This window comes from Phocaeicola sp. RTP21198st1_B8_RTP21198_201120, assembly GCF_040929485.1.
Lineage (GTDB): Bacteria > Bacteroidota > Bacteroidia > Bacteroidales > Bacteroidaceae > Phocaeicola > Phocaeicola dorei.
Map to the genome: position 1 here is coordinate 341 of NZ_JBCOCI010000012.1, position 15,074 is coordinate 15,414.

15 protein-coding genes are annotated in these 15,074 nt (G+C 43.2%); 13 read left to right on the top strand and 2 right to left on the bottom strand.

Annotated features, from left to right (window positions below):
• The 13 genes from AB5935_RS07490 to AB5935_RS07550 all read left to right on the top strand — a co-directional run.
• A partial coding sequence (locus AB5935_RS07490) for a polysaccharide pyruvyl transferase family protein (RefSeq protein WP_368327382.1) occupies positions 1-533 on the top strand: 533 nt, incomplete at its 5' end.
• Entirely contained in the window at positions 534-1,679 is a 1,146-nt protein-coding gene (locus AB5935_RS07495; RefSeq protein WP_007837961.1) for a glycosyltransferase, read from the top strand.
• On the top strand, positions 1,672-2,232 hold the full coding sequence (locus AB5935_RS07500; RefSeq protein ID WP_007837959.1) for a putative colanic acid biosynthesis acetyltransferase: 561 nt from the start codon (positions 1,672-1,674) through the stop codon (positions 2,230-2,232). Before AB5935_RS07495 ends, AB5935_RS07500 begins: the two co-directional genes overlap by 8 nt.
• A gap of 6 nt (positions 2,233-2,238) precedes the next feature.
• Entirely contained in the window at positions 2,239-2,706 is a 468-nt protein-coding gene (locus AB5935_RS07505) for a hypothetical protein (RefSeq protein ID WP_007837958.1), read from the top strand.
• Complete coding sequence (locus tag AB5935_RS07510; protein WP_007837957.1) at positions 2,703-3,176, top strand: glycosyltransferase; 474 nt, start codon at positions 2,703-2,705, stop codon at positions 3,174-3,176. Before AB5935_RS07505 ends, AB5935_RS07510 begins: the two co-directional genes overlap by 4 nt.
• Before the next feature lie 25 nt (positions 3,177-3,201).
• Complete coding sequence (locus tag AB5935_RS07515; protein WP_007842782.1) at positions 3,202-4,020, top strand: glycosyltransferase family 2 protein; 819 nt, start codon at positions 3,202-3,204, stop codon at positions 4,018-4,020.
• The gene (locus AB5935_RS07520) at positions 4,017-4,745 is read left to right on the top strand and encodes a YjbH domain-containing protein (RefSeq protein ID WP_007837955.1); all 729 of its coding nucleotides are present in this window, start codon (positions 4,017-4,019) and stop codon (positions 4,743-4,745) included. Before AB5935_RS07515 ends, AB5935_RS07520 begins: the two co-directional genes overlap by 4 nt.
• 4 nt (positions 4,746-4,749) lie before the next feature.
• A complete protein-coding gene (locus AB5935_RS07525) occupies positions 4,750-5,967 on the top strand; it encodes a YjbH domain-containing protein (RefSeq protein ID WP_288259934.1) in 1,218 nt (405 codons plus the stop codon).
• Positions 5,968-5,994: 27 nt separating this feature from the next.
• Positions 5,995-7,221 (top strand): carboxypeptidase-like regulatory domain-containing protein, encoded by a 1,227-nt coding sequence (locus AB5935_RS07530; RefSeq protein WP_007837953.1) that lies wholly within the window; start codon positions 5,995-5,997, stop codon positions 7,219-7,221.
• Positions 7,222-7,247: 26 nt separating this feature from the next.
• Positions 7,248-8,327, top strand: a complete 1,080-nt coding sequence (gmd, locus tag AB5935_RS07535) for a GDP-mannose 4,6-dehydratase (RefSeq protein ID WP_007837952.1) — start codon at positions 7,248-7,250, stop codon at positions 8,325-8,327.
• 19 nt (positions 8,328-8,346) lie between these two features.
• A complete protein-coding gene (locus tag AB5935_RS07540) occupies positions 8,347-9,429 on the top strand; it encodes a GDP-L-fucose synthase family protein (protein WP_007852643.1) in 1,083 nt (360 codons plus the stop codon).
• Positions 9,430-9,443: 14 nt separating this feature from the next.
• Entirely contained in the window at positions 9,444-10,487 is a 1,044-nt protein-coding gene (locus tag AB5935_RS07545) for a mannose-1-phosphate guanylyltransferase (protein ID WP_007842768.1), read from the top strand.
• Between the two features lie 3 nt (positions 10,488-10,490).
• Positions 10,491-10,919, top strand: coding sequence for a BT0820 family HAD-type phosphatase (locus AB5935_RS07550; RefSeq protein ID WP_007842763.1), 429 nt, complete (start codon positions 10,491-10,493; stop codon positions 10,917-10,919).
• A 161-nt stretch (positions 10,920-11,080) separates the two neighbouring features.
• Here AB5935_RS07550 and AB5935_RS07555 read toward each other — a convergent pair whose 3' ends face one another.
• Both AB5935_RS07555 and AB5935_RS07560 read right to left on the bottom strand, forming a co-directional pair.
• Positions 11,081-13,225, bottom strand: coding sequence for an alpha-L-rhamnosidase C-terminal domain-containing protein (locus AB5935_RS07555; protein ID WP_007837944.1), 2,145 nt, complete (start codon positions 13,223-13,225; stop codon positions 11,081-11,083).
• A 14-nt stretch (positions 13,226-13,239) separates the two neighbouring features.
• Positions 13,240-15,063: a right-handed parallel beta-helix repeat-containing protein gene (locus AB5935_RS07560; RefSeq protein ID WP_007837942.1), complete on the bottom strand. Its 1,824-nt coding sequence runs from the start codon at positions 15,061-15,063 to the stop codon at positions 13,240-13,242.
• Between the last annotated feature and the right edge of the window lie 11 nt (positions 15,064-15,074).

Consider the following 15,074-nt stretch of genomic DNA (forward strand, 5'->3'; position numbering starts at 1 on the left):
GGGTACATGTCGTTGATCCTGTTTTTCTCCTATCATCAAATCAATGGATGCAACTTGCTACTTTACCTATTTATAACAACTATATTTTGGTTTATGACCAAGAAAACAATGCAACAATAAAAAAAATAGCATTATATCTTTCTAAAAAAAGTGGGAAAAAAATTGTTGCTTTTAAAGACTTATACCCTAGAACTTATGCTGATTACCAAGAAAGATACGCAGGTCCTACAGAATTTATCGGGCTCATAGCTAAAGCAGACATAGTAATAACAAACTCTTTCCACTGCTCAGCATTTTCAATAATTATGAACCGACAATTCTATGTAGTACCTAGAACACATCAAAAAGTAAACTCAAGAATGGAAAACTTATTATCCTCATTAGAGATAAGAAATAGATTTATAACAAGTATAGAAGACATCAATAATGCCACTGAAATAAACTACAATAAAGTTACACCACTTATTGAATCTATAAAAGAACAATCGTATAAATATATAAGTAACGTTTTAGCTTCACAATCTAATTCATAAATGAACATTTTAATTTGTACATATTCTATAACCCGGACAGCTGGAGGGGTATTTGATGCTGTAAAAGATTTATTTACAAACAAAACTTTTCATAAGCACAACTTAAAAATAATATCTTTTTCAGACAAACACATTGATGAAGATATTTCATCATGGAAAAATATTCCCATACAATTATTTAAAGCTGGTCCTTTGCTATATTCACGTCAAATGAAACGTTATATGATAGCAACCAATGCTGATATCTTGCATATGGAAGCACTTTGGCGTTATCCACATATATTAATGGGAATATGGAGTAAATATCATACCGCCCCTATAATTTGCTCTCCTCATGGAATGCTAGACCCTTATATTATATCTACCCAAGGAAAAATTAAAAGGATCATTTCTCATCTATTTTTCCAAAAGGGTCTAGAATCAGTCAATTGTTATCATGCTTTATGCCAAAAAGAATTGGAAGATATTCGTGCTTATGGTTTAAAACAACCCATAGCTATTATACCTAATGGAATAAATCTTCCTAAAACCACAAAGAAATACGTAAAGCCAGATTCAAATTATCATTTACTATATTTAGGAAGATTGCATCCTAAAAAAGGAATCGATATTTTACTACAAGCAATAGCCACCTTAAAAAAAGAAAATCCTAATATCTTTAACAATTGGATCATTGATATAGTAGGTTGGGATCATGAAAATTGCCAAACAAAACTGGAGCATATAGTTCATTCCAACAATTTAAAAGAGATTGTAACATTCCATGGAGGATTATTTGGAGAAGATAAAATAAAGATGTACGCAAACGCAGATGCTTACATCTTGCCTTCACATGGAGAAGGGCTTCCTATGACTATACTTGAAGCATGGTCATGGAAACTTCCTGTAGTAATGACTCCACAATGCAATATACCTGAAGGTTTTGAAGCAAATGCAGCCATCAGAATAGAAGATAATGTATCATCTATTAAACAAGGGCTTCAAACTCTTTTTAATATGAGTGACGAAGAACGTATTAGCATGGGAAATAGAGGATATAAATTAGTAAGTGAAAACTTTACATGGGATGCATCAGCTCAAAAAATGATAATGCTATATAAATGGTTAACTAATCAAGGAGAAAAACCCGATTTTGTATATGAATAGTAAAACAGAGCTGAATATAGCAGAAAACCGTAACCACCTAAACTACTCCAAATGGATCTACGTAAAACGTATACTGTGGACATTCGGAAAATTCTTTTTCCGTAATTCTCCCCGTATAGCTTTCGGATACAGAAATACGATACTACGCCTATTCGGAGCTAAAATAGGAAGACATGTCCATATCTACTCCTCCACCGTCATCTGGTTCCCATGGAATCTGGAAATAGGCGATTGGAGTGCCATTGGAGAAGAAACCCTAATCTATAATTTAGGTAAAGTAACAATAGGAAAAAAAGCTACTGTCAGCCATCGGGTCCATGTATGTGCAGGCACACATGACTATACCGATCCAGCTCTTCCTCTACTACGCCCCGAAATCCGTATAGGTAATCAAACATGGATTTGCGCTAATACATTCATCGGTCCTGATATAAAGATTGGGGAAGGTGCTGTGATAGGCGCAGGTACAGTAATGGTAAAAGACGCAGAGCCGTGGGGAGTTTATGCAGGAAATCCAGCTAAATATATAAAAAAAAGAATACTGAAACATTAATCGAATATGTCTGTTCACAAGCCCAAAATATGTCTTGCCTGCTCAGCAGGAGGACATTTAAGAGAGTTACAATTAGCTATTGGAGATATTCCCAATAATTGGAATTGTTATTGGCTCACTTTAAAAACAACTTCTACAAAAGCATTCATGAAAGACAAAGAACATGTGTTCCTAGTAAATTTTCAACCTGCTAAGAAATGGAGTTTAATCATAAATTGCATACAGGCCATATTTTGGGTATTAATAAAACGCCCAAATGTAATCATAACAACGGGAGCAGGAGTAGCTGTACCTACTGTTTTCTTTGCAAAAAAGCTACTAAAATCCAAAGTGATCTTTATCAACTCAGCTGCAGATGTAACGCACGCATCCAAAACCCCTATATGGATAGAAAAATATACAGATCTATTTCTCGTTCAATGGGAAGAAATGAAAACTATATTTCCTAACGCTATTTGTTGTGGTGTATTATGATATTTGCTAGTTTAGGAACAATGGACATGGCTTTTGTTCGCATGGCCGAAGCCATAGACGAGTGGGCTGCTACCACTCAAGAAGAAGTGATAGTACAGACAGGATATACTCATTTTAATTATCGCCATGCAAAAGCTTTTGACTTCTGTACTAAAGATGAAATGCAGCAATATATTAAATCTGCAGATATTCTAATATTGCAAGGTGGATGGGGAGCAATATCTGAAGCTATGGAACAAAAAAAACGAATTGTAGTTATTCCTCGGCACGACAAAACAGAACATATCCACGACCAATTTCAACTTATCAGAAAACTGGATAAACTGGGGTGTGTAATCGGTGTTTTTGATGAAAAAGATTTACCACAAAAAATAAAAGAAGCCTATTCTTTTGACTTCCAACAAATAAAAAAAGGAAATGCTGAAAAGCTGATTAATCAAAAATTAAAAGAATGGTTTTCTTCCATCTGAAATTTTTAATCCAAATATAAAATCTATGAAAGTTTCAATTATCACTTCCTGCTACAACCGGGAAGCCACCATTCGTGGAGCAATAGAAAGTGTGCTGGAACAGGATTATCCCTACATAGAATACATTGTGGTGGACGGAGCTTCGAAAGATAACTCGTTGGCTGTCATCAATGAATATAAAAACGGGATAGATACAATTATTTCCGAACCGGATAAAGGTATGTATGAAGCGATCAACAAAGGAATACGTGCAGCAACAGGAGATATTATCGGTCTGATTCACTCCGACGATTTCCTGTTTTCATCTCACACCATCTCCGACATAGTGAAAACATTCGAGGAACAAGATGCGGATATGATATACGGCAACGGAGTCTTTGTAGATTATGACGACACCAACCAGATGATACGAAACTGGATAAGCGGACGGTACAGTAAAGAGAATGTAAAAAACGGATGGCTCCCACTCCACCCCACTGTCTATATAAAGAAGGAGTGCATGGATAAATGGGGACTTTACGACGAAAGTTATAAGATAGCCGCCGACTCGGATTTGCTGGTGCGCTATCTGTATGAAGCCAACCTGAAAGTATATTACCTGAACAAATACATCGTGAAAATGAGAATGGGGGGGCTTTCTACTGATGCAGGAAAAAGCAAACTGAAATGGGCGGAGGACTTGAGAATGTATAAAAGTCACGGAATAAAACCCATCTCGGCGCTGAAAGGCAAAATTCTTTCAAAGATTCCACAGTTCATTGAAGCCAGACTGCCGTGGAGTGAAATACCGGAAGCAGAGGAAGAAAGCCTGATACAACCTGCCGCCACAAATAAAAAAGAATGAAAATACGTTTACTAGTTCTAACCTTGCTGATTATCGGAGTTCATCAGCATATACAAGCACAATATATGCTGGGAACTACCGGTATGATGAATATTCCTACCGCCGACAGGCAGAAGCCGGGAACAGTGATGTTGGGAGGAAATTATCTGCCCAAACAGATGATGCCTGCACGATTCGACTACAACACAGGAAATTACTTTGTGAGCATCAGTTTCTTTTCCTTTCTGGAACTTGCCTATCGGGAAACTTTAATAAAAGGGGACTATATATCATCCAAGCCTAAATACAATCAGCAGGATCGTTCCTACTCCATCCGGCTGTGTGTGTGGAAAGAAGGAAAGTTTCTGCCGGGAATAGCACTGGGAGCCAATGATCCGATAGCGGATAAAGGAGCCAACACTTTTCAATCTTACTATGGAGTGATAACGAAAGGATTCCATCTGGGAGGAGAGCATTATCTCTCAGCTTCTTTGGGATATTATCTGGAAGGCGGGAAGAACAGTAATACCAAATGGTTCGGCAATAAATACAAAGGTGTATTCGGAGGGATAAGCTATATACCCGCTTTCTGCAAAGAGTTGAAGATGATGGCCGAATATGACTCGGACGGGGTGAATGTGGGAGCAGCTGTCAGGCTGTGGAAACATTTGTCCATGCATGCTTTTACCCACGATTTTACTTGCGTATCGGGTGGTATACGCTATGAGTGTACCCTAATACATTGACGCAATGAGCAAATATTTAATAGCAATCCTCCTTTCGGCATGGAGCATCTCCCTCCGGGCACAAGTGGCCGAAAAACTACAGCAACTGGGAATGGAGAATATACAAACGGTAACGGAGGTGAACGGCAACACAACGATTGCTTTTGAAGACAATGTATATAGAGGTACTTACCGGGGAATAGGCAAAGCCATCAAAGCAGCCATGGAAGGAATGTACGGGGGAAATCTGCAAATGGTGGTGTTGAAGCACAGTATCCCCCAGCTATGCATTACGCTGAGCGATAAGGTGATAACCGAATATAAAGAGAAACAGATTACCATAGGGGAAGTGTACCGACAGATGGGAATCAGTTATGATACCGATGAAGCGATGGAGGTACTGAAAAAGACACACCGGACACTCAATTCATCGGCAGGGAAAGTAGACATTGTGGTCTATCCGGAAGTAAAACTGGAAAATTCCAGCTTTGACCGACTTTATACTTACTATGTCAACCTGGCTCCAGCCGTAGAAATGGCTTTATGGAAAGGGGCGGAACTGACAGCGCAAGTGGTATTCCCGGTAGCGACCAACCTAAAAGGACAGTATAAGAAGATACGTCCCGGAGTGATTGCACTGTCGCAAGAGTTTTGCTTCGGCAAAGGATTTTTAGGGCGAGTAACCGCAGGAAACTTTACCAACAACCGCATGGGGGCACAAGCGGAGATGAAATACCGCACAGCGAATGGCAGACTGGAACTGGGAGCTGTGGCAGGAGCTACTGTGCAATCAGTGCTGACCGATGACGAAGGATGGTATATCAGCCGGAAACTGCGGATGAATGCCGCACTGAAAGCATCTGTGTATGAACCTCGCTTCAATTTGCAATTTGATTTGCAAGCTGCACGTTATCTATATGGGGATTATGGAGTAAGAGGCGACTGCACCCGCCATTTCGGAGAATATGCCATCGGCGTGTATGGAATGTATACCGATGGGGAAATAAACGGAGGATTCCATTTTGCCATCCCTCTGCCCGGCAAGAAGTGGAACCGTAACCGGGGGGTGCGTGTCAGGCAAGCGGATTATTTTGCCATGGAATACAGTATGGAATCCTGGGGCAGATATGCGGATGAAAAAATGGGGGAAACTTATCGCACCCGACCTGATGAGAACCGGAGTAACCGGTTTTTCCAACCGGAATATATACGCTATTTCCTGATAAAGGAAGCAAATAAATAGATTACTAATTTTTAAAAACGAAGAAAAATGAGAACAAGCAAGTTTTTTAAAACAGGTTTGCTGCTGTTTGTAGCAAGTTTGGGGTTAATAAGCTGCGGGGATGACGACAAAGAACCGGAAATTGTAGTTGACCCTGTAAGCGAAAATGTGGAATATTACATTGAAGGTAAAGTAGTAGCGGATAATGCCGCACTGGACGGAGTCAGCGTAACAGCGGGAGAAGCTACCGCAACCACAGACGAAAACGGTCAATATTCACTGACGGTAAAAGATAAGAAAACTTATACGGTGAGCTTTGCCAAGGAGGGATATAGAACTGTTTCTGACGCATCAGTAGAAATAGCTAACAACGCTACCAACAGAAGTCTAGTAACACTGAACGTGACTATGAGCAAGGAAGGCGTGGCTGTAGCTGTTGATCCTGAAAGTGATAAAGTGATTACAGAAAAAGGAGAAGGGGAAACAGAAGATGCCCAGACCGTCTTGACTATTCCCGCCGGTGCCGTATCAACCGCTACCGATGTAACTCTTACTCCGTATCTGGAAGCTGTTGCAACCGATGTGACTCCGGGCAGTAAGGAAGAAGCGATTCCCATGACTAATATTGCTATCAGTTCCAGCCAGGATGCAGCCTTAAATCAGGATGTTACCTTGTCTGTAGCCAATGCTAGTTCCAGCGATTATTATTTTGACGAAGTAGAGGTATACGAAAAGACTAACGCACGTGCTATCGGTGACTGGAAGAAATATGCCGACGCCGCTTTTGATAAAGCGACCAACAGCTACATAGCTGCCATCAAAAAGGGAAGTTCACTGAATAAGGATTATTCTATCCGTGTAAAGAGTGAAAAGAATGTCAGCGAAACCAAGAACGATGAAATATTGAAAGAAGACAGCTACAGTAACGCAGGAAATATGAGCGCTACTACTTATGATATTCCTTATACTGCCAAATTAGGATGGGAAATCTCTGCATCCGGACTGGATGAAGGCGCTCTTTCATTGGTGAAAGCTGCCATAGCCGCACAAGAAGGTGGATCGGAAGGTGTATACACCGTAAACAAGACCTTTACAGCCCACGTAAGCGGTGACTATATTCTGTATTTTTCTTGCAAAGCCAAATATGTAGAAAAAGAGTACACTTTCTCTATTGCCGGTAAAAAGGTTACTGTAAAAGTTAAACATTATCTGGGAGTGGAATTTGTTTATACCAACCAAAGTTCAAGTATGCATGGTGGTGGCTCTATAGGCTAAAACAGTCTTTTCAATTAATACAAAATATGAGTAAAAAAGTAGCATTGATTTCAGGTATCACAGGTCAGGACGGTTCGTTCCTGGCCGAGTTCCTGATAGAAAAAGGATACGAAGTACATGGTATTCTGAGACGTTCTTCTTCATTCAACACCGCACGTATAGAACATCTGTATCTGGACGAATGGGTGCGGGATATGAAGCAGAACCGACTGGTGAACCTGCATTGGGGGGATATGACGGACAGCAGCTCACTGATACGCATCATACAGTCTGTACAACCTGACGAGATTTATAATCTGGCCGCACAAAGCCATGTAAAAGTAAGCTTCGATGTGCCCGAATACACAGCGGAAGCGGATGCGGTAGGTACGCTGCGTATGCTGGAGGCGGTACGTATATTGGGACTGGAAAAGAAAACCAAGATTTATCAGGCATCTACTTCGGAACTTTTCGGACTGGTACAGGAAGTTCCTCAGAAAGAGACAACTCCTTTCTATCCCCGTTCTCCATACGGAGTAGCCAAGCAATATGGTTTCTGGATAACCAAGAATTACCGCGAAAGCTATGGCATGTTTGCCGTAAACGGCATTTTGTTCAATCACGAAAGTGAACGCCGGGGCGAAACTTTTGTTACCCGGAAAATTACCCTGGCGGCAGCACGCATCGCACAAGGATTCCAAGATAAACTGTACTTGGGAAATCTGAATTCCCTGCGCGACTGGGGATACGCCAAAGACTATGTGGAATGTATGTGGCTGATTCTGCAACACGATACGCCCGAAGACTTTGTTATCGCCACCGGAGAATATCACACTGTACGCGAATTTGCCACCCTTGCTTTCAAGGAAGTGGGCATCGACTTGCACTGGGAAGGTGAAGGTGTGAACGAGAAGGGTATTGACACAGCTACAGGCAAGGTGCTGGTAGAGGTGGATCCCAAATATTTCCGCCCGGCAGAGGTGGAACAATTACTGGGAGATCCTACCAAAGCCAAAACGTTACTGGGATGGAATCCCCGCAAGACTTCATTTGAGGAACTGGTGGGAATCATGGTGAAACACGATATGAAATTCGTGAAGAAACTCCATCTTAAAGCAAGCTGTTAAATCATTAGTTAAAATTTCAATGGAGAAATCAGCCAAAATTTATATAGCAGGGCACCACGGACTCGTGGGCTCCGCTATTTGGCGTAACCTGCAAGAAAAAGGCTACACCAACCTGACCGGCAGAAGTCACAAGGAACTGGACTTACTGGACGGGGTTGCCGTAAAGGACTTCTTTGACCAAGAAAGACCGGACTATGTAATCCTTGCCGCCGCCCACGTGGGAGGTATCATGGCAAACAGTACATACAGGGCGGACTTTATCTATAAGAACCTGCAAATACAACAGAACGTGATAGGAGAAAGCTTCCGTCACGGAGTGAAGAAATTATTGTTTCTGGGAAGTACCTGCATTTATCCCAGAGACGCACAACAGCCTATGAAGGAGGATGCTCTCCTCACCTCCCCGCTGGAATATACGAATGAGCCATACGCCATCGCCAAAATAGCGGGTCTGAAAATGTGCGAGAGTTTCAACTTGCAATATGGTACTAACTATATCGCTGTTATGCCTACGAATCTGTACGGTCCCAATGATAATTTCAATCTGGAACGCAGCCATGTGCTGCCTGCCATGATCCGGAAAATACATCTTGCCAAATGCTTGAACGAAGATAACTGGGAGAACATACGCTATGATCTGGACATGCGTCCGGTGGAAGGTATAAACGGAGAGAGCAGAACAGAGGAGATACTGGCTATCCTGAAAAGCTACGGTATCAGCAAGGACGGGGTGGAACTGTGGGGAACAGGCACGCCACTGCGCGAATTCTTATGGAGTGAGGAAATGGCGGATGCCAGTGTATTCATCATGGAGCATGTGGACTTTAAAGATACTTACCGTCCCGGCACAAAAGAGATACGCAACTGCCACATCAACATCGGTACGGGAAAAGAAATCTCCATCGCCGGCCTGGCTCATCTGATAGTAAAGGAGACGGGATATAAAGGCAACATTACATTCAATCCGGAGAAACCGGACGGCACCATGCGCAAACTGACTGATGTGACCAAATTGCACGAATTGGGATGGCATCACAAAATAGACATAGAGGAAGGGGTGCACAAGATGTACCAATGGTATCTGGAATATAAAAAGAAATAAAGAACATACGCGTTATGGAAACTCATATCGTTATCATGGCAGGCGGCATAGGAAGCCGCTTCTGGCCCATGAGTACGCCGGAATGTCCCAAACAGTTCATTGATGTGACGGGATGTGGCAAAAGCCTGATCCAACTGACAGTGGAACGCTTTCAAGGGTTGTGCATTCCGGATAATATATGGATAGTGACTTCGGAAAAGTATAAGGAGACAGTAAGGAAACAATTGCCATCTGTGCCGCCTCATCATATACTGACGGAGCCGGTTGCACGTAACACGGCACCCTGCATCACATACGCTTGCTGGAAAATCAAAAAACACCACCCTCACGCCAATATTGTAGTGACTCCTGCGGATGCATTGGTTATCAATACGGATGAATTCCGCCGGGCGATAGCCAAGGCACTGCTGATGACAGATCAAAGCAAGGCCATTGTAACCATAGGTATCAAACCTTGCCGTCCGGAAACGGGATACGGATATATAGCCGCAGGAGAAGAGGTGGATCAGGATATAAGGAAAGTGGATGAATTCAAAGAGAAACCGGATTTGAAAACGGCACAGCAATATGTGGACGCCGGGAATTATTTCTGGAATGCAGGGATTTTTGTATGGAATGTAAAAACCATAGAAGAGGCTATACGCCGTTATGCACCGGGCATCGCCGAGGTGTTCGACAGGATTTATCCGGAGTTCTATACCGAAAGGGAAAAAGAAACCATAGAAGAGCTGTTCCCTACTTGTGAAAGTATATCCATAGATTATGCCGTAATGGAAAAAGCGGAACGGATTTATGTATTGCCGGCAGAGTTCGGATGGTCTGATCTGGGCAGTTGGGGCTCATTACATTCCTTGCTGCCCAAAGATAACCGGAACAATGCCATCGTAGGCGAAAATATCCGATTGTATGAATGTAATAACTGCATTGTACACACACCGCATTTGAAACAAGCGGTGATACAAGGACTGGACGGATATATCATAGCCGAGAAAGAGGGAACCCTGCTGATATGCAAACTGGCAGAGGAGCAGCGTATTAAAGAATTTTCGAAAGCATAAGGAATGATTATAGCAGTTGATTTTGACGGCACAATAGTGGAGCATAAATATCCCGAAATAGGCAGGGAACTACCCTTTGCCATAGAAACGCTGAAAAAACTACAACAGGAACGACACCGCCTTATTCTGTGGAGTGTACGGGAAGGTAAATTATTACAGGAGGCCGTGGATTTCTGCCGGGAGCGTGGATTGGAATTTTATGCCGTAAACAGCAATTATGCGGAAGAAACCCTGGAAAGTGATCATTATTCCAGAAAACTGAAGGCGGATTTGTTTATTGATGACCGCAATCTGGGAGGACTGCCCGAATGGGGGATGATTTACAGAATGATCCATGACAAATGGGGATACGAAGATATTTATCAAAGTTCAGATAATAAAGAAGAGAATAAAAAGCGAAGCTTTTGGAAGATACTTTTTTCCAAGATGTAGAATCCCCGCTTCCGAATGTAGTGATACAGGGGGAAGCCCATAAGAAAACTAATGTTAGATCAGAGGTAAGTACTGTTATCAGCGGATAACGGAAACTTACGAAGTAGTGTTGGTGATACCCGCCTGGGAAGGTAGGTATCACCTTTTTTTGATCTATACCATTAGTATTTGAATACTTGTTCTTTTCCGGGTTCTATGGTCATGGCTTTCATTCCTTTCCGGGTTGGAATGTTCAGTATTCCCTTTCCGCCGTCGGACTTGATACGGATTACTTTCTTATCCATATAGATATGGATATTGCCGTATGGAGTAGGTACTGTTCCTTCCATCCATTTCAACCCGCCCAGACAAGGGGTGACGGAGTATTCCTCGTAACCGGGTTTGGTGGGTTTTACTCCCAGATAGTATTTGCCCAACAAATAGATGGGGCTGGCTCCCCATGCATGGCAGAGGCTCTTGCCGTATGGACGTCCGTACATGGCCAAATGCTGGGTACCTGTTTCTTCGGGATTGTATTTCTCCCAAAAACTGGTAGCTCCTTCTTTCAACATACCGCCCCAATAGGCTTTCATTTCTTTCATTACCGATTCTTGTTCGCCCAAGGCGCACAGCGCTTCCAGTTCATAGAAACGCATATAAGGAGTGGTGATTTTCAAAATACTGTCATTCTGCAATACGGAGTGTTTGATGGCCTGCTGTTTATCGGCATTCAGATAATTGAAGAAGACAGAGAACATATTGGCGTAACGGGTAACGGACTCACTCTGCTTTCCCTGAATACGGTTGTGTACCATCGCTTGTTTCTGCTCATTCCAGAAAGCGGGTTCCAGCTTGGAACGTAAAGCGGAAGCCAGTTTCTCATACTTGGTTTTGTCTGCCGTATTGCCGGCCAGACTGGCACAAAGCGCCATGGTTTCCAAACTTTTGCAGAACAAGACTTGCTCAAAGGAGAGTTCGCCCTTCTTGTCCAGATAACCGTCTGCCCAGTCTACGAATACCCAGTCACCGGTCATACCTTCCACCATACCGTTGGCGTTGGTACGTCCCAATACATAGTCCATCATGCTTTGCATACGCGGATAGAGTTGGGTTACAAAATCTTTGTCACCAGAATACATATAATAATCGTAAATACTGAGAAACCAATAGAAGGTGTAGTCCATAATGGTATTGCTGTGGCTGGTCACAGGGTCTTTTCCACGAAGCAGCCAAATGGTACGTTTCACGGTTTCATTATCGAAGAACAGATAGTAGTTCATCAGATAACTCTGGATGGCATCGCCACTCCATACCCAACGGTCGCGCTTGATGCCGTCGATAAAGAATTCACGGGTAGTAAGGTGCATGGTGTACGCTCCTACTTCCCAAATGCGGTTCAGCTCTTCGTCATTACATTTGAATGAGCCCCGGTACTCTTCGGGCAGGTATTCGTATTGCATGGAAACGTCCTGCATCGTTACTCCCGGATCGCAAGTGACATAGACATAACGGAAAGCCTTGCTATTGTCTAAAGTATATTCATCGTATAGTTTCCGTGTATTCCGGATGGCCAGATCGGTTATTTGCCCCGGCTCTGCCAGCAATTTGTCCAATGTTTCGCAATATTCCGTATCCAAGGCTTCTTCAGGACTTTCACCGTAATAGATATGGATCGTTCCTTTTCCCTTTACATCTTTCAGAGTGATATAACCAAAGGTTTCTTTTCCGAAGTCGTACAATACCCCCTCTTTCCGGGGAGTGGAGGAAACTGCTTTCATCGGTTTTCTAACCAATGAAAACTTGGAAGGCAGTTGGGTGGCTCCGTCAAAGTTCCAACACCCTGCATCCATATAAACGGTAGCAGAAGTATCACTGGCTTTTCCGCTTTCGTCTATCCATTCTTTATCCTCGTAGGTTACTTTCCAAGTTTTGTCCGTATTTACGGTTTTTCCTTTCACATAAATAGTGGGGGGAGTGGACTGATTCCACACTTTGATGTTCAGACTGTGTTTTCCTGCGGGGAGTTTCAAAGTGGAGGGCATACCGAATTGCAGTTTGCCATCCAATTTCACATTGTATTTTCCTTCGGCGGCAATGAAGATCTCTTCAGGTTCCGCCAGGTCCAATTTCTTGCTGAATTCCACTACCACATAATGGCTGTCTGTTTTCCAGAAGGGAGGGAAAAAAGCACCGCGTTCCGTACGGCGGTTGTTCATCTGGTTGCCCAGCCATATTTCATAATCACCCGGATACCAGATCCAGGTCTGGGCGGAGGCGGCAGCACTCAATGCAAGTGCTCCGACTAAAGTGGCAAGTCTGTTTTTCATAATGGTATCACGTTTTATTTTTCCTTCAAATAGCTATATTCCTTTGTCAGTCCGGCATTTGCCTTGATACTGTCGTTCACCATCGGACCATTGTTTTCCCATGTATTACCCGGACCATTGGCGTTCTTCAGAAACTTCTCTCCTTCCGTCCAGTTGTCCTTGACGGTGATAAATGAAGATCCTTCGTCGGTGTAAAGATAGAACCAATGATTGGGATCGTGTGCATAACCGGGTGAAAAAATGTTAGAAACGCAATTTTCCGTAATCCAGCTATGAGGTTGTGAACCTAATGTATAAATACCGGCTACATCATACATGTGCTTGGCATAGTGATGAATCAGATTGGCGTGCACGCGGTTATTGCGCATACAGTTTACTGTACGTGTCCATCCCCATCCCAAACTGATGCCCGAATAGGATACATCACTGATTTCATTGTGTTCGATATTGATATCACTTACATAACCGGCGCAAATGCCCAAGGTACCCCAGTCTTCATTGGTCACATCATTGATATAATTGTTGGAAATGGTTAGTCCGGTACAGACCTCACGACGGTCGGCAGGATCGTATGGAAGATGTGTTTCGTGAGCGGCAGGACTGAAACTACCCGCCACAATACCGTTTCCGGCAATATCACGGAAAAGACAACCGTTTATACGTCCTCCACCGGTGGCCCATTCATAATCAATACCTGTAGAGCCCAAATGCTGGAAACGGCACTTCTCGAAATCAATATCCTGGGCAGCCTTGACTACGACTGCCGATGCCGGACGTCCCAACCAACCTTGATTATCCAGCTTATGATTGTTCTTACGAATCATAGAAGGACGGATTTTATACCCGTCTGTCATGTACATACCTGCCTGAAGAGGAACATGACCTTGCAAAGAGGGACGCATCCAGGTGGTATATTGGAAAGTAACATTGTCAAAACGAATGTGCTTTACCGGACGGTCTATAGTTCCTTCCACCCATACTAAAGTTTCGATGCCGGGAACTACGGCTTTGCTTATCTTCTCTCCTTTCCGAGGATAATAATATATTTTACGGCTTTCAATGTCATGATACCACTCGCCGGGTTCATCCAGCAATTCCATGGCATTGGTCAGATAGAAAGCCGAGTTGTGACCATCCTTAGTCACCATAGGACGCGGCCACGGATGTTCAAACTGGATGCGGCTTTCAGGATTATGGAAACGCACGGCGGCACTGTCTCCCTGTATTTCGACCGACTTGATACGGAGATTTGCCACACACCACATTTCATGAAGGACCATTTCGGCATATCGGGCCTTCTGTATTTTCTTTACAGCAGCGGCAGGTACCCACAGTATTTCGTTTTGGGGATCGTTGTTGATGATGCGATACATCTTTTCAAAGTCTGCCACATCCCTTGCACGAACAGCCTTTTGTCCATTGATCCACAGTTGCCGGAAATCCAGCGGACGTCCGTTAAACATAGGGACATCGGCTACCCACAACTTTCCTTGCTTCTTCCAGTTTCTGATTTCCACCCCACCATTCAGAATGGCATTTCCATCCGAAGTGATGACTGTAGGTGAAGCTTCCGTCCCGCTGTCCTCGGGACGAATAAAGACGGGTTCGTACAGATGGTAATCACCTGCCTCCATATGAATGGTGATGCCACCTTTTACACTCTCATCATTAAGACGACGAAGTTCCCTTGCCTGACGCAATGCGGCTGTAAGGGTGGCCTTCGGAGAGTCTTTGGTACCCGGATTCCGGTCATTACCTTTCGGAGATACGAACAAATCGGCTGCTGATAGTGTACAAGCTATCAGCAGCGCAGTAGTGGTTATGAATATTTTTTTCATTTGTAAATCAT